23 protein-coding genes are annotated in these 20,938 nt (G+C 38.6%); 1 reads left to right on the top strand and 22 read right to left on the bottom strand.

Annotated elements, in window-relative coordinates; translation table 11 throughout:
• Position 1: 1 nt before the first annotated feature.
• The 22 genes from BLR54_RS07695 to BLR54_RS07595 all read right to left on the bottom strand — a co-directional run bounded on the left by BLR54_RS07695 (position 2) and on the right by BLR54_RS07595 (position 19,924).
• On the bottom strand, positions 2-385 hold the full coding sequence (locus tag BLR54_RS07695) for a PH domain-containing protein (protein WP_090419094.1): 384 nt from the start codon (positions 383-385) through the stop codon (positions 2-4).
• Between the two features lie 199 nt (positions 386-584).
• Complete coding sequence (locus tag BLR54_RS07690) at positions 585-1,427, bottom strand: CPBP family intramembrane glutamic endopeptidase (RefSeq protein WP_090419089.1); 843 nt, start codon at positions 1,425-1,427, stop codon at positions 585-587.
• Positions 1,428-1,454: 27 nt separating this feature from the next.
• The gene (locus BLR54_RS07685; protein WP_090419086.1) at positions 1,455-2,126 is read right to left on the bottom strand and encodes a hypothetical protein; all 672 of its coding nucleotides are present in this window, start codon (positions 2,124-2,126) and stop codon (positions 1,455-1,457) included.
• Positions 2,127-2,138: 12 nt separating this feature from the next.
• Positions 2,139-2,780, bottom strand: a complete 642-nt coding sequence (locus tag BLR54_RS07680) for a hypothetical protein (protein ID WP_090419083.1) — start codon at positions 2,778-2,780, stop codon at positions 2,139-2,141.
• A gap of 1 nt (position 2,781) precedes the next feature.
• Positions 2,782-3,660: an ABC transporter ATP-binding protein gene (locus tag BLR54_RS07675; RefSeq protein WP_090419081.1), complete on the bottom strand. Its 879-nt coding sequence runs from the start codon at positions 3,658-3,660 to the stop codon at positions 2,782-2,784.
• 30 nt (positions 3,661-3,690) lie between these two features.
• Positions 3,691-4,059: a GntR family transcriptional regulator gene (locus BLR54_RS07670; protein ID WP_090419078.1), complete on the bottom strand. Its 369-nt coding sequence runs from the start codon at positions 4,057-4,059 to the stop codon at positions 3,691-3,693.
• 166 nt (positions 4,060-4,225) lie between these two features.
• A complete protein-coding gene (locus BLR54_RS07665) occupies positions 4,226-5,044 on the bottom strand; it encodes an MBL fold metallo-hydrolase (protein WP_090419075.1) in 819 nt (272 codons plus the stop codon).
• Positions 5,041-7,158, bottom strand: a complete 2,118-nt coding sequence (locus BLR54_RS07660) for a transglutaminase-like domain-containing protein (RefSeq protein ID WP_090419072.1) — start codon at positions 7,156-7,158, stop codon at positions 5,041-5,043. Before BLR54_RS07660 ends, BLR54_RS07665 begins: the two co-directional genes overlap by 4 nt.
• The gene (locus BLR54_RS07655) at positions 7,085-8,155 is read right to left on the bottom strand and encodes a DUF58 domain-containing protein (protein WP_090419070.1); all 1,071 of its coding nucleotides are present in this window, start codon (positions 8,153-8,155) and stop codon (positions 7,085-7,087) included. The genes BLR54_RS07660 and BLR54_RS07655 overlap by 74 nt, the downstream gene beginning before the upstream one ends.
• Positions 8,152-9,075, bottom strand: coding sequence for an AAA family ATPase (locus BLR54_RS07650; RefSeq protein ID WP_090419067.1), 924 nt, complete (start codon positions 9,073-9,075; stop codon positions 8,152-8,154). The genes BLR54_RS07655 and BLR54_RS07650 overlap by 4 nt, the downstream gene beginning before the upstream one ends.
• Before the next feature lie 59 nt (positions 9,076-9,134).
• On the bottom strand, positions 9,135-9,335 hold the full coding sequence (locus BLR54_RS07645) for a PspC domain-containing protein (protein WP_090419064.1): 201 nt from the start codon (positions 9,333-9,335) through the stop codon (positions 9,135-9,137).
• 73 nt (positions 9,336-9,408) lie between these two features.
• A complete protein-coding gene (locus BLR54_RS07640; RefSeq protein WP_090419061.1) occupies positions 9,409-9,588 on the bottom strand; it encodes a hypothetical protein in 180 nt (59 codons plus the stop codon).
• Positions 9,589-9,592: 4 nt separating this feature from the next.
• Entirely contained in the window at positions 9,593-10,093 is a 501-nt protein-coding gene (locus tag BLR54_RS07635; protein ID WP_090419058.1) for a hypothetical protein, read from the bottom strand.
• A gap of 139 nt (positions 10,094-10,232) precedes the next feature.
• Entirely contained in the window at positions 10,233-10,793 is a 561-nt protein-coding gene (locus tag BLR54_RS15090) for a hypothetical protein (protein WP_242871216.1), read from the bottom strand.
• Positions 10,794-10,814: 21 nt separating this feature from the next.
• Positions 10,815-11,171, bottom strand: a complete 357-nt coding sequence (locus tag BLR54_RS15085) for a helix-turn-helix domain-containing protein (protein WP_242871215.1) — start codon at positions 11,169-11,171, stop codon at positions 10,815-10,817.
• A gap of 252 nt (positions 11,172-11,423) precedes the next feature.
• Positions 11,424-12,806: a 23S rRNA (uracil(1939)-C(5))-methyltransferase RlmD gene (rlmD, locus tag BLR54_RS07625; RefSeq protein WP_090419053.1), complete on the bottom strand. Its 1,383-nt coding sequence runs from the start codon at positions 12,804-12,806 to the stop codon at positions 11,424-11,426.
• Positions 12,806-13,756: a 3'-5' exoribonuclease YhaM family protein gene (locus BLR54_RS07620; protein WP_090419050.1), complete on the bottom strand. Its 951-nt coding sequence runs from the start codon at positions 13,754-13,756 to the stop codon at positions 12,806-12,808. Before BLR54_RS07620 ends, rlmD begins: the two co-directional genes overlap by 1 nt.
• A gap of 108 nt (positions 13,757-13,864) precedes the next feature.
• The gene (locus BLR54_RS07615) at positions 13,865-14,704 is read right to left on the bottom strand and encodes a sugar ABC transporter permease (protein ID WP_090419048.1); all 840 of its coding nucleotides are present in this window, start codon (positions 14,702-14,704) and stop codon (positions 13,865-13,867) included.
• A complete protein-coding gene (locus BLR54_RS07610) occupies positions 14,701-15,945 on the bottom strand; it encodes a carbohydrate ABC transporter permease (RefSeq protein ID WP_090419180.1) in 1,245 nt (414 codons plus the stop codon). The genes BLR54_RS07615 and BLR54_RS07610 overlap by 4 nt, the downstream gene beginning before the upstream one ends.
• Positions 15,946-16,030: 85 nt before the next feature.
• Complete coding sequence (locus BLR54_RS07605) at positions 16,031-17,485, bottom strand: sugar ABC transporter substrate-binding protein (RefSeq protein WP_090419045.1); 1,455 nt, start codon at positions 17,483-17,485, stop codon at positions 16,031-16,033.
• Positions 17,486-17,487: 2 nt separating this feature from the next.
• On the bottom strand, positions 17,488-19,119 hold the full coding sequence (locus BLR54_RS07600; protein ID WP_090419043.1) for a glycoside hydrolase family 13 protein: 1,632 nt from the start codon (positions 19,117-19,119) through the stop codon (positions 17,488-17,490).
• Positions 19,120-19,129: 10 nt separating this feature from the next.
• The gene (locus BLR54_RS07595) at positions 19,130-19,924 is read right to left on the bottom strand and encodes an InlB B-repeat-containing protein (RefSeq protein ID WP_090419040.1); all 795 of its coding nucleotides are present in this window, start codon (positions 19,922-19,924) and stop codon (positions 19,130-19,132) included.
• Between the two features lie 215 nt (positions 19,925-20,139).
• Between BLR54_RS07595 and BLR54_RS15080 the strand changes: the two genes are divergently transcribed.
• Positions 20,140-20,937, top strand: a complete 798-nt coding sequence (locus tag BLR54_RS15080; RefSeq protein ID WP_090419037.1) for a LacI family DNA-binding transcriptional regulator — start codon at positions 20,140-20,142, stop codon at positions 20,935-20,937.
• The last annotated feature ends 1 nt before the right edge of the window (position 20,938 follow it).

Raw genomic sequence — 20,938 nt, 5'->3', positions numbered from 1 at the left:
TTTATACTTCTCCATCGTTATCGTCATCAAAGTCAACGTCGTTGCTCATGTATTCACGACCAACCACACGCTTGGCCTCACGCTGCTGCTCCACCTGAACAGAAAGCATCTCTTTAACGTTTGCAGAATTCTTAATGTTTTTAATCTCAAAGGTTCCAAGACTTTTATCTGAAGAGCTTACAAAAATGGATCCTACTCCAAATAATCTTTGACCAAAGCTTCTCTTAAGCTGAAGGTCCAAAATTCTATATAATCTAACTTCGTTCTGCTCTAAATTAAGAAAACCAGTCTCAACAAAAAGTCTATCCTCACTCATGCTGTACTTTGTAAAACTAAGTGGAAGACCTAAATGTCTTTTTCTGTCATGCCATAAAATATTTGCCATTGTATCCTCCTTAAAGTCAAAATATCATATATGTCCATTATAACCAAAATACCCATGTAAATCAAAATAGTACCTACATATAGAGAAAGACACTTGTATATATCTATATATTTTCAATATCGGTCAAGCCTATACTCATTGAAAATATAAGATATATATCAAGTGTCTTATTTAAAGTTGTTCTATTACAACTCAATCTTTATTCAATCACGGTTCCTTCGTTTTTCGCAATGGCCCTAATGATAAGACGACTCAAGAAGAAGGATCCAATGGCAAGGACGCCGAAGACCACGGCCATGGTAATCATTGTAGAGCTGTCAGCTCTTGTGGCTTCTGACTGGTTTGCAATATCAGAGGCTGTCATGCCTGATACCTCAACTGCCCATTTCATAAAGAGCATAAGCAGAGAGTTTCCTCCGTTGATAAACATATGCATGAAGATTGATGTAAGTGTGCTTCCACTTGCGCGATTCGTATATGCGAATAACACGCCAAGGACCCATGCATAGCAGAACTGATTGAAGTTCAAATGAAGAACACCAAACAAGAAGCCCGACAAAATAGCAGCTGCTGCAAATGGCATAATCTTCTTAAATCTATTTTGGAAGAAGCCTCGCATAACAAGCTCTTCTCCAATCGGTGCAATCACGGCAATTCCAATAACGCTAAGCAAAGTAGAACCACTAAATAATGTATCCAAGTTTTGTATCATCACATTTGGCACAAAAAGCTGTGATACTACGTTTGCAAAAATGTACATTGGGCTGGCAACAATTGTAAGTAACAATACCCAGAAGAAGGTGCTAACCTTAATCCCCTTTATCTTGTATGCTTCAAGGAAACGATCACCTTTTTTGAAGGTATAAATCAAAGTTACCAAAATAAGAAGTGTGTCAAGCACCAGTGTAACTGCGAATATTGAATACTCCATTCCTGTTGCTGTCATGATTCTACCTGCCCCAAAGGACACTCCCAATGTAATGAGTACTTCAAGGACAAATACTATAATGAGCTTTATCAGTTCTTTTTTATCTTTAATCATGTTGATATTCTCCCTTCTTAAATCCTCTTACAAGTTGTACGCCACTGGCATTTTTCTAAAGGTAATCCAGTTTACTATTAATCCTACAATTGCAAATCCAACTAAACCGAGCCATACTGTTCCCTGGTTTGAGGTAGACATGATAATTGATTTAATAGTACCGAGTCCAGCATTTCTAACAACTGGATAGATTTTAGACAGTCTTGGTACTCCAAAAATGAATACCATAAAGGTACCATAGAAAATCCAGTAAGCAATCTTTCCATATTTGATAACATTATTTGCTGCCAAGGCTTCCACCCACATAAAGATTCCAAAACTTATGGCCGCAGTCTTAAGGATGATTGCATTAGGAACATCCTGCAAAATAAGTAAAGACAAACCTGTAACCGCTAAGACTTCCAAAAAATCAACTATTCGACTGTAAATAAATAATGTCTTTCTAGTCATTCCAAAAGATAATGCTCTTGGAACCTCTTCTGCCAAAATAAAAACCTTATAGAAAATATTGATACCGATGTAGGTTCCAAAGATTGTACCGGCTACAATCTGTATTAATTCTCTGCTAGATCCGATTTCATCTCTTGCCATAATAAGACAAATGATTGAAGCCAAGACACCCATTCCAGCAAGAATCCATAAATCATATATAAAGCCGTTCTTTTTAATTTGAACTATTGCTCTAAGATTTCTTTTCATATTTCCTCCAATTTAATGAACCATAAGCTTTGAGTTAAGCTTATAAACCCACATTTCAAATAAGGCAAACACAACAAGCACAACTACAGCAATTAAGGCAATACTTATACTCTGATATTCAAAAACAAAAACACCTGTTGCCTGAAGAGCGAAGGCTGCACCAAAGCTTCCTCCAATTATTGCCATAAATAAAACTGCAATCTTTCCAAATCGCTTAATCTTGTATCCAATAACCTGTCCGATTGGACCAGCTGCAATTGCAAGAATTCCCTCTACAACAATTGTTAATAGATAAGAAGTCTGTCCTGACACAAGGGCAACTATCACATAGCAAAGTGTTGCACCTATTACAAAAGTAAACTGCTTTATGATTTGTCCCCAGAATATATCCTTTCTTCTAGCGCCCATTGATAAAGCCATACTGTCGTACCAGTTTGGGCCATATAAAGAAAACATTCCATTTAGGAAGATTGTCATGAAACCACCGATTGAAAACAACATATCTGTTGCATGCTCTAAAGCAGATTCCCCAGGATCACCACCGATAACTAGCCATTCTGCAAACAGAAATCCTTGAATCAAAATTACCCAAACAATGAACTTTATGCCCTGAAGAAAATAGTATTTTGCCGCTCTCTTTGAAAGGTTGCTCATATTAGGCCTCCCTTCTTTCATCTACACACATTGCATAGAAAAGGTTCTGAAGTGGAACTGGCTCAACCTGTACACCCTCACCAAAGCTTCCAACTGGTTCATCAGCAAGAACCGTAACCACCTTGTTACGACCAATGCTTTCAGGATGATATACCTTAAAGCCTTCCACTGCCTTATCAACTGCCTCTGTCTCACCAGATACACGATATGCTCTAGATAAAAGGGCCTCTGTGTTATCCTCGTACTTAATCTCACCCTTGTCGATAATTATTACCTTCTCAAAAAGTGATGCTGCTTCCTCGATAATGTGAGTACTGATAATAAAGGTACGACCAGTGTTTGCATATTCATCAATCACAAGCTTGTAAAACTGCTCACGAGCAACCACATCGAGGCCTGCTACTGGCTCATCCAAGATTGTGATATCTGCTTTGCTGGCAAGAGCTACGATGATTGTAACTGCTGAAAGCATACCCTTTGAAAGCTTGTTAATTCTCTTCTTAGGATTGATGTTGAACTGCTCGATTAATTCCTTTGCGTATTCCTCATCCCAGTATTGATAAAAGGCTCTGGCTGTTGCCAAATAATCCTTTACCTTTAAAGTGTTTGGACCAAACATTGTAACCTGAGAAATCTCTCGAGAATAGCAGATATGCGAAAGAGCCTCCTCGTTTTCCCATACCGGCTGTCCGTCAAAAGTAACTGTCCCTTCATTGGCAGGATTCTGGGCTGTAAGTATTGATAGTAAAGTAGTTTTACCTGCACCGTTTCTACCAATCAAGCCATAAATTTTTCCAGTTTCAATTTCGATATTAACGTTCTTAAGTACAGTATCCTTACCATACTTTTTAACTATATTCTTACCTGATAATGTTCCCATATTGCCCTCCTTTAACACTTAGGTGTATGTCTACATTTCTTTGCTTGTATCTATCATTTTCTTAAGCTCATCCTTACTAATACCAATAAGCTTTGCTTCAGTAATAATCTTCTTTACAAATGTCTCATAGAAGCTTTCTTTTCTTTCTTCCATAATCTGTTCCTTCGCCCCCGTTTGTACAAACATTCCGATGCCTCGTTTCTTATATAGGATGCCCTTATCCACCAAAAGATTTATACCCTTTGCTGCAGTTGCAGGATTGATTTTATAAAACTTAGAAAGCTCGGTTGTGCTAGGAACCTGCTCTTCTTCCTTTAAAATATCTCGAAGGATTTCATCTTCGATCATTTCGCTAATCTGCAAATAAATTGATTTATCTTCCCCTAAATTTTCTAGCACCTGACTCACCTCCTTTAGTTCGTCGGTTAATTACTTGTGTAATTAACCATAACACCAAAGTGTATTTTCGTCAACAGTTTCCCAAAACTTTTTTATTTATTCTTATTTTGAAGCATAAAAAAAGACCGAAGATACGCTGTTTTCGGTCTTTTCAACACTTATTATATTAAAACTCCATCACCATACCAACCTTGAATTGGTGTATACGGTTTCCAAATTCTGCTTTCATAATCTCGTAAGCCCTATCTTTTGTACAGTGGCCAGTGTAGATTTGGTTTATGCCCGTTCTGCTTATACTTTCGGCTGTACGCTCCACTTCTCTATCTCTTTTATTGAACAGATGAAGCCCTCCAACCAGTGCATACACATGCTTATTAGGAAAGGTTCTTTGTACCTCATTGATAATGTTTACTGCGCCACCATGAGAACAACTATTAAGGATTACAAGTCCCGTATCTGTATCAAGAACCAGGCTTTGCTCATGGGAAAAATCATCAGGCTTGGTGCCATGATCATTTTTCCTGTACATCATTTCACTTCGACCAATCCAGGCTAATCTAGCAGTTTTGTGCGGAATAAGATAGACTCCATCACACAATTCATAATCGCCCCTGACAAGGTGAATCCTATCAGAATAATCCGTTATTAAATTTTTAGGTATGCCAATATATTTCTTTGAAAACCAACCCATGTGATAACAATCTGGTGCCACAGATTCTCTCATATAAAACTTTGCTTTAGAGTTTTCCTGAAAGAACCTTGGAATACCATTGGCATGATCATAATGTGCATGACTCAACACACCATAATCTATACCCTTGATATCAAAACCAAGCTTTTGCAAGTTCTCTGCAAACAAATCTGTTGAACCCGTATCCAATAGAATCTTTTTATTACCATACTCTACAAGAATGCTCAGTCCCCATTCTCCTTGCAGTTCTCCATCTGGAATGTTGTCTACAATTACCGTTAATTTTGTTTTCACGCCCCACGTCCCCTTAATTTATTTCTAATATCCACAGCTAGTTTGTTTTCCTCCTGAGATACGCCATGGACTTTTTCATTTCCATATTTCACTCTATAGTATACATCAAAAACCACAGATAAATCTTCTTTTATGTAATCAGGCGCAATATCCACATAATCAGACAATAAGCCTCTATCTACAAAAGTATCCTCGTGCTGCTTTACCAAAATTTTCTTTATCTGCTCCACATCTAAGGTAAGCCTCTGTTCTTTCGTGCCACGATGATATTTAATCTGTTTTATTGCCGTTGTTCCACCAAACAGAAGTCCAATAAGAAGTATTAGGCTACCAAGAATGATACCGGTAATTTTTGCTATTTCTAGTGGCAGACTTTTGCCTTGCTTTTCTACAGGATTAACTTCAACTACATCTATATCCTCAACCTCGTAGTTTACCGATTCAATTTCTGGATTTGCATTCTGATACCAGCTGTAGGTTTCCGCTGTGGCATATGCTCCAGTTGGCTCAAAAGGAACCCATCCCACACCATTTATATATGCCTCTGGCCAGGTATGAGCACAGTCTCCTGTGACAACATATTCCTCCTGACGCTCAAAGGGATAGGTATATCTAAAGCCCTGAACCGCTCTGGCAGGAATGCCAGACAGACGAAGAAGCATAACCATGGAAGATGTATAGTGAACACAGTACCCTTCCTTAGTTTCAAACAAAAATCTATCTGCTATGTCCGCCATACCCTTAGCCGTTTCCATGGTAGAATCTTGATTATGACCACCCACAGCGTTTGTGGTATATGGATACTTTCGAAGAAAAGCTTCAACGGTTTTGCATTTATCAAAATCGTTTGTTTTATCTGCCACCAGTTCCTTTGCCAATTCCTTCATCTGCTCACTGCATCCATCGGTTTTAAGATAATCAGATAAAGCCGCCTCTTGCTCAGGTGCTAATGATTCCTGGCTAGCCTTTCTAAGCAGCTCCATAAGATTGGGATTTCCATAATCAATATTCAAAAAATGAGCCTGTAGGTGATAGCCTTTTTTGTGTGCCTTTGATGCAGAACCACCCACAACTTCATTGCCTTCTGATTGAAGTTCGATGGTGTTCACAGGAGAAATCTCATCTGGAGTATTAATATACCCATAATCAATGTTTACTTTTGATACACTAGAAAACTCTTTTGCCTCTTTTTCGCTTACCCCTTGTTTTTCAAGAAAGCTTTGCCAATCCTCCAACTGGTCATTTTCAACACCAAGTCCACCGACCAGATAGATTGTCTTTCTTAACTTCATCCTCTTTCCCGTTTCTGAATCCGTATATACGAAGTAAGGATTTTCTGCAGAAGATAGAATAAGTTGAGGTCTACCGCTTCTTCTTAATTTTCCACCCGTAATATCAAAGGAGCTGTAACCTGTTTCATATATACTACTTCCAAAAGCAGAGGATATGCTATAGGTGGTGTTAAGAACTTTCTCCGCGAGAAAATCACCTGCCTGCTCCACCTTGGTCCAATCTATAGGATTTTCACTCATTGGAAGGCAAATAATTAGAAGCGAAATAATAGCAAAATACATGAAAGGGTAGGTTCGTTGAAGTGCTGAAATTGTAAGAGGCACCAAAAGTGCAAACAGCAACTTATCGGAAAGATAATCACCTCTAAAACAACCCAGTGCAAAAACTATATATATAGCCAGCAAATCCATAACAAAACAGCCGTAGATTAGTAGCTGATTTTTGAAGGGAATATAAGCCCATACCAGTTTGCATATGAATGCCACTAGAACCGCTCTGTTAAAAAATGTAAAGCTTTGATTATTTCCTAATAGAACCAGTATGACCAATACTGGAAGGATATTTAGTAAAGGTGCAATCTCGGCTTTTACAAATTCTTTAAAAACTATTTCCAAAAGGCAGAACAAAAGAAACAGTACCATAATACCCACAGAAAAAGCTGTCCTAGGCATATCAGCACCGCTTAACTGAACATATATTTCCACGCCAAGAATTACCATTGAAAATATAAAGAAGAATTCTTTAATCTTATCCGCAAATAGTGAAGATATCTTCTCCTTCACTGCTATCTTCTTTAAGGATAATCCAAGTTTCCATTTCATCTGTCCGCTCCCTTATGTTACCCGCAAGTTGTTTGATTTCCTCATGAGCTTTGTTGGAATCATAAAAAATGCTGTCAGCCACAATAGAATAAAACTCCATAAAGCTTTCATAGGAATCCACAAGCCTTTCAACTATTGTTCCAGAAGGATAAATTAGCTTTATTGGCACCCCTTGGTTTCCAAAGTGCCAAGCTGCCGAAACCAAAAACTCCAGCATATAATCTCGTCGTTTAAGGAAGTCCATATTCTGCTGCTCCCTTTCCACATTGGCAGCTTCCACTAGAATAGTCACGGAACGCTTTTCCATCCTCTCAGGAGTTCTTACCATAAGCTCTGACAATCTAGCTGTTACCTTCCAGTTAATAGATGACAATGCATCTCCAGTCTGATAAGAACGCAAATCACTTCCAGGTGTATCTTCAAATACATGTGTACTCTTAAAGCCTGTGGAATTTACCAGGTTTTCTAAATCCAAAACCTTGTCTGCAATAGCAGTTATCCTAGGGCTAACAATAGCTCTAAAGGAGTATGGCACATCTAGTTCTGCTGTAAAAATATTAAAGACCGACTTGAAGGTCACAGTCTCAAGACCTATATCATAGGCACCTGCGTACAGACAGTTTATACCTGACTTGAGTTCTTTTTTCTCAAAGGATTTTAGGGACAATATATCCCCATCCTTTATTTCATACAAAACACATCTATCTTCGTATACCCCTAGCTTCATTTCATGAATTGGAAGGGGCCCTGCGTTTTCAATGAGAATTCTATACTTGTGTTCCTCTCCCTTTGTAAGCTTGTGAACGTCCACCTCTTGGTATACACACAGGCATCTGTAATTAATTATGATGTACAAAATCGATACTGGAACAATCAAAAGAAGGGCATAAAGCACCCCATAAGAAAGCGGACCGCCATAGAAACTCGAATATACTATGGCAGCCACAAGAAAAGCTAAATATATAATTAGATTCTTTTTTTGAATAGTTACACTCATGGCACCATGACCTTTTGAAGGATAAGTCTAACCACCTCATCCTTGGTGGTATGACTAAGTCTAGCCTCTGGAGTTAAAACCAAACGATGTGGAAGTGTAAGCTTTGCGGCCTCTGCTACATCCTCTGGCACACAATAATCTCTGTCATTTATGTAGGCAAGTGCCTGAGCTGCTCTAAACATAGAAAGCAGCGCTCGAGATGAAGCTCCACAGGAAACCTCTGCCACATTTCTTGTTTCCTCCACAATGCTTACAGCATAGGCTCTAAGATTCTCGTGGATGGTAACAGCCTCCACTTCTTTTTTCATTTGTAGGATGTCTTCACCTGTTATGACTGGTGTGGTCGTTTCATGCAGAGAGCCCTCTAAAAATCTTTTTGCCATATCCTGTGATGCTGCAGTATCTGGATATCCCACTGACAGCTTCATCATAAATCTATCCAACTGTGATTCAGGTATAGGATAAGTTCCCGCCATCTCAATAGGATTCTGTGTGCCTATAACCATAAAAGGTTCTGGAACAGGAATTTGCTTTCCATCAATGGTAACACTGTGCTCTTCCATAACCTCCAAAAGGGCCGACTGAGTTTTTGGTGAAGTACGATTAAGCTCATCCACCAACACAATGTTATTGACCACAGGGCCTTCCTGTAACTGGAAGTTTCCCTCCTTGGCATTATATATTGAAATGCCTGTTATATCTCCAGGTGTTGTGTCTGGAGTACACTGAATTCTTGCAAAAGAAAGAGCAACTGAATCTGCCAATGCTTTTGCCAGAGAAGTCTTGCCCACACCAGGTACATCTTCTAAAAGTACATGTCCACCTGCAAAAAGGGCGACAATGACCCTATCAATCACGTCGCCCTTTCCAACTATTCTACGCTCAATGCTATCCTTAAGCATTCTCGTTTTTTCATTCATTTAATTATTCCCCCAATTTGTGCCCATTGGCACCAAAACAATTCTAGTCAACCTCGTCCTTAGTTCATATCGATGATTCCAGGATCATCCTCCATAATAATTGCCGCAATAATGTAAGCTAAAATTCCGCCACCTGCAGCAAGAGTGAATACCACCCAAATAAGTCTTACCACTGTAGGATCAATATCAAAATAGTCTGCTATGCCACCGCAAACTCCACACAGCTTTCTATGTCTACTCTTATATAATCTCTTTTTCATTACTTTCCTCCATTTACGAAAACGTTTAACCACTTCAATTATAGCGCACTGCGGCTAATACCACAATGTAAAACTATTGTGCCAATTTCTCCATTATTGCAGCTCTCTCATCACCTTCGATACCAAGTGCATCAAGTGCCTGCTCCATTGACCAATTCATATTTGTCATGAGATTTTTTACATTAACAGCAACACTATCAAGTGTATGTTCTTTTGCATATTCCTCTGCATACTTTTGAACTGCTTCACACATATTGTCACGTCCTTTCTTCACTTCTACAATATTTTAAACTCGCAGTTATAATCATAGTCAATATCCACACAGGATATACACTTCCCAATATAACTGCGAAAAAGAAATATCCAAGATCATCTGCCATAGGATAAAACTCCCTATGTAGCTGATAATACACCACAGAGTCATGCTGCATAAAAAGAAAATGTACATTTATGGCAGCAAATATTGCTATAGCTATTGTAGCTAAGTTAATCATCTTACCGGATTTATTCTTACAGCTAACTATCAATTTAATTCCGGCTCTCGCTATCACGATATAATAGATTACAAATAACCAGAAATAGAAATTAGTATGATTGTTCTTCCATATGTATTCAAAAAAATCATCTATAAATCCTAATCCAGCATCTCCAACAGCCCAGTAAAAGGTTTCAAAAACAACCCCTGCAACCACGGCAAGACATATACTTAAAGCTGTCTTCTTCTTTTCATCCATGTTATTTATCTTTTGCATCATCATATATTATATTTAATATTTATTTCCTCTTCAATTAGTCATATTTTCAGAATAGCTTTCAGTTGCTACACTTATTATCTCCTCTACAAAAAATTGCAGTTAAATCTATTGACACAACCAGTATCTGGCTTTAATATATTAGCTAAGAAATGGGTTTTGTGTCTGGTAAGCCTTGAAGGCTGAGAGAGTTGCTCGTTTCTTTTTTTATGTCTATAACATCGTACAAATAGAGCTTATTATCATTGGCATGTCTTATTAGCATTGATGCATGATATAAATTATATCGCTCAACCTTTCCATCATCTGCAAAGACTGGAAGCGCAAATCTTGAATCGCATCTATACCATCCATATTTGGCATCTCGTAAATGCTTCTTAGCTGTATTTTCCCTATGAAACTTTCCTGTTGCTATACTCAATAACTCAGGTATACCTTGTGTTGCATTAGCTTTGGCTTTAGCATTACCACCTCTTAGACTTTCAGTATACTCAGATCCCGTATATTCATCTGGCAAGTCTGAACCTATGTACACTAAATCCTTCGTATTAGAGATTTCATATACATCTCCAACGTATTCAAATAAATATTCTTTTACTGCATCCCAATCAACTCCTCTTTTTCCTTTAAACCGGATATCATTAATTAAAACAACATCCTTCCCCTCAGAATCAAGCACAATATTCACATTTCTATTATTCTCCACCTAAAATAAATCCTTTCATTTCTAAATATCCTCTAATTCTTCCAACTGCTTCAATGCCTTCAAGTACGCCATTAGTCTTTTAGCCTGTTCTTTTTTGAGGCTGTGAATCTCCAATAACAACTCCTCATCCTTCTGTTTTGCTACATAATCGATTGGTGAATCCACAAAATCTTCATCAATATCTTTTCCAGTAAGAAGCTGCTCAGGTGATACATCCAATACCCTACATATATCCATAATTTTATCAGCGGATGGAGTATGGCTCTTACGCTTCCAATCGCTTATTGTACTTGGTGCTATTCCAGCAGCTTTTCCAAAAGCATTCTGGCTCAACCCTCTTTTATCCATTAAAAAAAAGATTCTTTCTGTAATAGTCATATTCCATCCGCCTTTCCGAATCTCTCGTCGCATATCCATAATCGCTAATACGAATATTTTATCATGTGATTATCACATGTTCAATATCTAGTCCATTATAATTCTAATGTAAAATCAAATATTACAAATCAATCAAAATAATCCTATATTTATACAAAAAAATAGTAGCATCCGAATAACCACGAATAATGTTATTCGAATACTACTATCAATTAGATTTCCTCAAACTATTAAATTGACGATTTCTTTTTATCACCCTTTAACCATCTCCGCCACCGTCTCTGTATGCATGGTATGTCCAAACTGGTCACAGACGGTGTAGCGCTGAAGATGATAGCCACGTTCCTCAAGGTACTTAAGGTCACGGGCTAGGGTGGCGCTGTCGCAGCTGACATAGACGATGCGTTTTGGCTGCATTTTTACCATGGTATCCAGAGCCACAGTGTCGCAGCCCTTACGAGGTGGGTCTACCATGATGACATCTGGATGAGACATTTTCTCATAGATTTCTGGAAGAACAACCTCTGCCTCGCCACAGTAGAATTCGGCGTTGTCTAAACCGTTAAGCTTTGCGTTTGCCTTGGCGTTTTCAATGGCCTGTGGAACCACTTCAATGCCGATTACTCGACCAGCATGTTTTGCCATAGAAAGGGATATGGTTCCAATTCCACAGTAAAGATCCCAAACCTCTTCTGTACCGTGTAAATCTGCATACTCTAAGGCCTTACTATATAGTCTCTCCATCTGGTCATGATTAACCTGATAGAAGGAATTTGCACTGATATCAAAGGCGATGGTATCACCATTTGTAAGAGTAATGGTGTCACGGATAGCTTCTTTGCCATAAAGTATCTTTGTCTCATAGCCCATAATCACATTGTCACGGCGAGTGTTGATATTGAGTACCAGAGACGCCAACCCAGGCTCTACTGATTTCACGTGAGAAACCAGCGAATCTATTGCTGGAAGCTTGTCTCCGTTTACAACTACACAGACCATAGTCTCGCCTGTGGCCTTGCCTTCGCGAACAAATACGTGACGAATTAAACCTTTGCCAGTTGCTTCCTCATATGGTTTAACACTATTTTCCTTCATGTAATCTATTATCGTATATACGATATTCATGCTTTTCTCAGAGCAAATTTTGCAGTCCTCAGACGGAACGATTCTATGACTTCTTGCCCCATAAAATCCTGCAATAATATTGCCTTCCTTATCGAGACCAATAGGCACCTGTGCCTTGTTACGATAGCGAAGTGGATCTGTCATTCCAAGGATTGGCTCACGGATAGAATCCACAAAGTCACGGTCGTAGCCACCAATCTTTACCAGGTTGTTAGCCACAATATTGTCCTTTATTTCCAGCTGTTTATCGTAGGAAACCTGCATAATCTGACAACCGCCACACTGTTTTGCGTTAGGGCAGGCTGGCTGAACACGGTATGGACTTGCCTCAACCACTTCTTTTAATGCAGCGAAGCAATAGGTCTTTTTCACCTTTGTGATGATGGTGTCACACACATCTCCTACCACTGCATCTTTGACAAAAATGGTCACACCATCAGTGTGACCAATTCCTGCGCCCTCAAGGGACATATCTTCGATTGTAAGTCTTACAATATCGTTTTTATTCATTAATTCTTACCTGTTCTACGAATGTTTGAATCCAAAAGACGATTGAAGCCCTGCCATGTCAGGTTGTTTTCCTCAACATTCTCAAGAGCCTCGTAGATGGTTTCAAGCTTTGCGTCAATGTTGTCAGCAAAGGAAAGAGCGATAGCCTCTGCAATAGCTGGCTTCTTTGGAGAACCAAACTCAAGCTCTCCGTGATGTGAAAGAATACAGTGGATAAGCTCCTTGCGCTTTACCTCTGGGAAGCCTTCGATATCATCGATGGCACGATCCAACATGTTTGCTCCAACATAGATGTGACCTAAAAGCTGTCCCTCATCTGTGTAGTCGTTGCGAGGAAACTCTGAAAGCTCCTTCACCTTTCCTAAATCGTGGAAGATTGCTGCTGTAATGAGCAAATCTCTATCCAAGAATGGATACTGCTGACTAAAATAATCACAGTTTGTAGCTACCGAAAGTGTGTGCTCTAAAAGACCACCTGTAAAACCGTGATGAACAGATTTTGCAGCTGAATGTGACTTAAACTGCTCGATAAATTCCTTATCCTCAACAAAAAACTTGTTAAGTAAAGCTTTGAAGTATGGAACCTTAACAGACTGAATAAGCTTTGTAAGGCTAGCCCACATTTCTCCAACGTCCTTCTTACTGGCTGGGATGTAATCTGAAATCTCAAATTCTCCCGGATTGGCCTTGCGAAGGCGCTTTATATTAAACTGAAGTGCACCATTCCAGCTGGTGATATCACCTGTGACAGTGATGAAGTCAAGCTCGTCATAATCGCTGATGCCTTCGGAATCAACATCCCAAATCTTGGCATCAATGGTGCCTGTCTTATCGCATAAAGTAAGTGACTCAAATGCCTTTCCTGTCTTTGAAATGCCCTGAGACTTTTTCTTGCAAAGGTATGTTTCTGTACCTCTGTCTCCCTCTTTGAGGGTGTTAATGTATTTCATGTAATTCTCCATTTCTAAGCCCTAATAAGAGCCGCGCGGATAAACCGCAAAAATCTTATTTCATTATACGGGAAGAATTACAGATAATCAATGTAAGACTATAGTGTTTTATCCCTTTACAGCACCTTCTGCTATTCCATTAACCATGTTTTTAACTAGGCAAAAATAAAGGATTACTATTGGAACTGCTATAAATACACTTCCTGCTGCAAATCGTGCAAATTCTGTCTCATCAAGGCTCATTAAGCCGACTGCAACTGTGTACAAATCCTTCTCTTTAAGGAGTAATTTAGGAAGGATAAAATCAGACCATGGCCAGGTGAAAGAAGTAAGAGCCGTATACACAATTATAGGTTTAGACAATGGCAAATTTATCTTCCAGAAGATTTGCGCTGCGTTTGCTCCATCAATCTTGGCAGCCTCATCAATGGCCTTTGGGATTGTATCAAAAAATCCCTTTTGAGTAAGGTAGCCCATTGGTGCTCCAGCTGCATAAATCAATATCAAACCCCAGATTTGATTTATCATTCCAAACTGAGTCATCAAAATATAAATTGCAGTCATTCCCATAAAGGAAGGAAACATGCTGAGAATCATAGTTGATTTCATCATTGGTTTTCTTGCCTTAAAATCAAATCTAGACATTGTGTATGCAGTAAGAATTGTGAGAAAGGTTCCAAGCAAACAGCTTCCCACTGCAACAAATAACGTATTTACGAACCAGCGAGGATAGTTGTACATTGTAGTGTCTGTGAACAACTTTTTAAAGGTTCCTACGCTGTAGCTGGTAGGGAAAAATCCTCTGAAGGAATATATACTTCCCGACTTTGAAAAGGATGCTAGCACTATCCAAAGACAAGGGAAGAAAAAGACAAATGCTACTGCTATAAGACATGCATAGGTCAAAGTAACATCAATTATTTTCGAGGCTTTATTTTGTTTAATCATTGAAATGTGTCCTCCTCCTTAAATGATGGTGAATTCACATACACCACTAATGAAATAACTGATGTAATAGCAAATATAATCAAACTGATGGCTGCACCTATACAATAATAATTGTTATCGATGGAAAGATTGTACAGCCAATTTATAAGCAAATCAGTATCACTGGCAAGAAAATATCCGTCAAGATATAAGCCGCCTCGAAGGAAATAAAAGATACCAAAGTTGTTGAAATTTCCAATAAACTGTCCTAACAAAACTGGCGTAGTGGCAAACAACATAAATGGCAAGGTAAGCTTCTTAAACTGCTGCAATGGAGTAGCTCCATCAATTCTTGCTGCCTCATATAAGGACATATCCCTGTTGGATAAATGACCTGTTGCAAGAAGCATTATTGATGGTACACTTATCCAACAATTGACTATTAATCCAATGATTCTTGCAGACCACTTTGCGTCCAAGTCAAGAAATCCTATTGCTGTACCACCATTCATTCTTATGATTTCATTGATTGGACCACCGTAAGAAAACATAAATTTAAAGGCCAATAATGTAATGAAACCTGGTATGGCATAGGCTAGAACTGGGAATGCTCTCCAAAAAGCCTTGCCCTTTACACAGTCCTTGTTCAAAAGCAGGGCCAGGCCTAAACCGGCGAAATAGTTTAATGTGGTAGACAGTATAGCCCAAAGAACATTCCAGCCTAATATTCTAATAAAGGTGGGCGCAAATTTTGAGAGTGTAAGTATTTTTTTGAAATTGTCTATCCCAACCCAATCAACAAGCTCAGGAGGGACAATGCTCCCACCATAATTAGTAAAGGAAATCAGTATCATGAAAATTATTGGTAGTACGTTAAAGATACAAACTCCAATAACCGGAAGTACTAATACTGTTATATAAAACTTTTTATCAAGTAGCTCCTTCAGTTCTGTCAAAAAGCTCTTAGGTTTCTTCCCGCTTTTTACATCAGCCTCCACTGCCAGGGCATCCTTCAAATTTGTCACATAGATGGCAACAAATATTCCCAAAACAATCCAGGCAAATATTCCCATTAAAAGCATAACCACAGAATTGTCTCCAAGGGTTCCTGTCCATGCATCAGCTTTGGTGGTACCTAGTGTGAAAAAGCCTTCGATATCAGAGATTCCTCTGTTTACAAAGTATGCTACGGCAGCCACCTCAGTAAGGAAAAACAAAAGTCCCTTTCCGATACAGCCATATGAAATTTGCGCTCCTCCCATAAGGACTGCTGATAACTTCACCCGCCAAGAGCTTTCTATAAAATTTTTAATTAGTGTTTTAAATCTATTTGTCATACTACTCCCTTTATTCCAAGGTGAAAATTGCATCGTGAATCTGCTGACTCATATCCTCAAGTCCTGTCTGAAGAGAATCTAAATCCTTGTATTTCTTTTCTGTTTCAGCTCTAAAAGCGTCCTTTGCCAAATCTGTGAAGAAGGTCTGACCTGGAGTCCAAATTTGTCCAACCTCTTTTATCGATGGCATTAGGACAATGTTTCCTTTTTCAAGATTAGCGAACATTTCCTGAGATAAGCCACCAACTTCTTTTGCAACATCCTCTCTGGCTGGTGAAATACCAAGGGTCTCATTTCGAAGCATAATCATCTCATATTTAGTCGCAAAATCCACAAATGCTAAACATGCGTTAGGGCTCTTAGTGTATGAGCTTATAGCATAACCATTTACACCACCCATCATTTTACTGTCAATGAAGGATGGGTTTTCATCTGATAAATCACCACTTTCTGGAAGCTTTGGAAGGGCGGTCATAACAAGTTTTTCATCTGCCTTTGCCTTGGCATCTTCCTCTGAAAGACCTTCCTCCTCATAGTTACCAACAAGTTCATCATAGAAGGTAGTGTATGTATCTGGTGTAGAAAGTGTTGCAAAATATGTACCGTCAGCAAGCTTGCTATAAGCATTTGTAGTGATAGTGTCATCGATACAATCCTCGTTCATAGCAGTTGCCAACTGACTTAACACCCAAGCACCTTTTTTTGAATCACCAGCTGCAAATCCAATATTCTCTGGGTTTGTGTTGTTATCACCAAATATGTATCCGCCATATGAGAATAGAAATCCGCTAGAAAAATATACGTCGTACAAGGATTTCATGTAGCCGTACTTATTTGAATCTTCTGAGTGTCTTGCAACTGAGAATTTGTACATATCATTCCAGTTTTCAACCATATCAGGAGTGTCATTTCCATCCTTATCCCAGTTTTCCTTCCAATCCTCTGGAAGCAGATCCTTGCGATAATACATCATTGGGCACTGAACATTTACTGGCACACCACAGGTGTATGTCTGTCCATCCACATCCACCTTATAGGCATCCCATGCAGCCTCAGGAACCTGAGAATAACAGTCTAGTTGTTCCACAGGAAGTGGAAGTATATGCTTTCCCTGGGCATACTGCATTATTACGTCATTTGCCTGATATAATACGTCTGGACCATAACCATAAGGGCCATCATTTGCAAGATCCAAATACTGATCCATATTTGCATCCACAGCTGTTATGCCGTACTTTTCGTATTCTTTATTGAAGGCATCAATAAGTTGACTAAAATATCCTTTGGAAATGGCAGTGTCATTTTCCAAAACCTGGATTGTTACGTTCTCCTCAAGCTCTCCTGAAAAAATACTATTTTCTCCACCTGCTTTTGTTGTACCTGATTTCTCCTCAGATTTTCCACATCCAACAAAAGAGGCTATCAACATAGTGGATGCCAACGCCAATGCAACTGTTTTCTTCATTACTAAACCCCCTTAATTTCGTATTCAGTAGGACTTGTTACTACAAGCTCAATTGTTTTATCTTCTAAGCTTCGCTTCACAATAAGCTTTTTATTATCAGCAGTTATACTCACATCCCCATACTGTAGCGCCTTATTGGTTCTTTTAAGGGATAGTAAGGACTTAACTTTGTTAAGAAATTCCTTATCCCATTCCGACTCATTCCAATTGAAACAACGTCTGCAATCTGGATCATAACCACCTTCCATAGCCTGTTCTGTCCCATAGTATAGACAAGGTGTACCAGGGAAAAACATGGTTAATGCCAATGCTGTCTCAAGCTTCTTTTTATTGTTTCCTGCCTCTGAAAAGAATCTGTGAGTATCATGAGAATCAAGAAGATTCAGCATCATATAATTAACCTGCTCAGTATTTCTCATAAGTATAGCATTAAGTCTTTCAGCAGTCTGAACTGCATCACTTCTTTCCTTTGCAAAGTAATCCAGACAAATCTTCGTATATGCGTAATTCATAATACTATCCTGCTGATCTCCCATCAAGGCAGGGTAAGCATCATGCCAGTTTTCTCCGATAATAACTGCATCTGACTTCTGGCCCTTTACAGCCTTTCTGAATCTTCGCCAAAAATCATGAGAAACTTCATCAGCCACATCCAATCTCCAGCCATCTATATCTGCCACCTTTATCCAATAAGTAGCAATATCCAAAAGGAAATCCTGCACATCCTCACAAGCGGTATTAAGCTTTGGCATATAATCACAGTATGCAAAACATTCGTAATTACGTTTTTTCATATCTGGCTTATCACCGTCAATTAAAAACCAATCGTAATAGATGGATTCTTTTCCATTCTTCATTACATCCTGGAACTGCTCCATTTCATAGCTGCAATGATTAAACACTGCATCCAACACAATTTTGATGCCCCTGTCATGAGCCTCCTTTACCAGGTTGATTAAATCCTGAATAGTACCAAAATGTGGATCAATCTTCTTGTAATTTTTTATATCATATTTATGATTTGAATCTGATTCAAAAATTGGGGTGAGATATATAGCTGAAATTCCAAGCTCCTTAATATAATCAAGCTTTTTGATTATTCCCTTAATATCTCCTCCAGCAAAGCTTTTTGGTGTAGGCCTATCCCCCCACTTCATATCGATATAAGAGGTATCCTTCTCGTCATCGCCCTTATAAAATCTATCCACAAAAATCTGATAGAACACTGATGACTGCATCCAATCCACCATTGGCATTACATCGTTTTCGTTTATATACGGAAACTGAAAAACATTGTAAAAGCATTCCTCATAATTGTAGGTATCAGTCAATCCATCCTCGCTGTAATACAAGCTTTCTGCTCCCACCTGAAGCTTGAAAATATATACAAATCTTACATCTGTAATCTTAAGCTTCACCTCATAATATGCAAAAAGCTCATCCTCATATTTTAGAGGAACATCAACTGTGTTTCGCTCCTTTTGGTAATCATACTTTACACCGTAAATAAGCTGAACCTTAAGACCTGCGGCAGCATCCTCCTTGGCGGTTCGAAGTCGAATAACCACCTCATCCACCGCAGTAGCAAAACAATATCTGGATTCTGGAATATGTAATAGTGCGTGTCTGTTCATCTAATCTCCTTTAATTGCTATAAGTCCATGTAATTGTGTCGTAAGGATTTGAGTTGAAATTCTCTTTTGTTTCCTCTGTGTAATACTGGTTTTCTTCGTCATATACATCCTCTGCTGGATACGTTGTAAGGGTAAAGGTATATGTCCCGGCAACCTCCACCTGAATGTTGGATTTTTCTGGAGGAGTATCTCCAAGTCCGCCTGCATTCTTCAAATATGTCTTGCCATCAAGCATACCAGTCTCTAAATATCCGAAGCCCCTCTGGTCAGCCCAATCTGAATCAACTGCGAACTGGAACTGATCTCCCTCTTGTAAATCAAGTGTGATAGTGTACTCATTTTGCTGTTGGTTATCAGTTTTTGTCATTGTCTGAGCATCTCCAATTACCTTGCCCCAGTCTGAATCCTTCAAAACCTGTGATTCGCCAGAGCCTACAATTGCAAAGGTTCTTGTATCCTCAGAATAACTTACAAAACCTGCGTATAAGCTTGTGTCTTCTGTAATCAATCTGGTGAAATCAAACTGTCGTGTAAGCTTTGGTGATACATACCATCCCACAAAGGTGTAACCTTCTTTTTCAGGTGTGTAGCTATCAACTGTCTCCTTGTTCTGAACAGTTTTTGTATCAAGCACTGTCTGTCCATCTGTGTCATAGAAGGTTACGGTGTGCTCATCAAGCTTTCCAGCGCTTTCCACATTCACCTCTTCAGTAACTGCTCCTTCTGTCTGTCCACAACCTGTCATTACTCCAAGGTTTAATGCGCATACAGTAGTTAACAAACATGCCAGCATTCTTTTTTTCATAGAAAAATCCTCCAATTCATTTAACCGTTTAAATAGATTCGTAAAATTATAAGCAAATCCCCATTTAAGATTTGCTTAACCGTTTAAACTATAATCACATACTAATCTCATTTTTCCATCCTGTCAATAGCATAATTTTATTTTATTGACTTTTTTTACACTAATGCACATAATTTATTTATCAACGGATTAACCGTTTAAATGGAGGCAAGTAAATGGCAGGTAAGAAGGTCACAATAAAGGATGTTGCCAGAGAGGCTGGTGTTTCAGTTGCCACAGTATCCTATGTTGTAAATGGACGCACGGATTTAAGAATTTCAGATGAAACTAGAAAAAAGGTTCTCCACGTGATTAACCTTCTCAACTATTCTCCTAACCAAACCGCAAAAGCTTTGGCTTCAAACAAAAAGAGTTTGATAGCTTTTTCCACATCGGATAATAACAACAATGTGCTTAAGCTCTCTGAGGAGATGCATTCTATAAATGTTCTTGCATCATTCTTTCACGAAAATGGCTATGAGCTTTTGCTTGTTCATCCATCTTCAAAAGACAATTACAGTCAAGCCGCTGCAATCCTTTGCATGGATATGGAAAAGTCCGATTTCCAAAAGCTTGGGGAAAACAATTTTATTCCTTTGCTTTCTGTTAACGGATTTATAAATGATCCTCTGTTTTTCCAAATTAACGATGACATAGATAAAATAAAAAATGCTGCATCATACAGATTCAACTCTGACTATACCTTTGTCACACTAACACCTAATAATGATGAACGCATGGCAACCATAAAAAAACAATTTAAAAAAGTTGCAATGATTAATTCTTTGGAAGATTTAAAAAAGCTTCCTGATAACATTGTTACAACAGATTACATAATAAACGAAATGCTTGCTGGTTCTCGCAACTGTTTGTATATAGATAGTCTTTCAAAAGAAAAATGCTCCCTAATACTAAGGAGCATTGAACAAGCCGTTGACAGAGAACCAATCACTGATCACGACTTATATATTTAAT

Origin of the sequence: Pseudobutyrivibrio sp. YE44, from assembly GCF_900104335.1 — a bacterium.
Lineage (GTDB): Bacteria > Bacillota > Clostridia > Lachnospirales > Lachnospiraceae > Pseudobutyrivibrio.
Note: the sequence above shows the minus strand (reverse complement) of the source record. Positions and strands in the feature narration are given on the sequence as shown.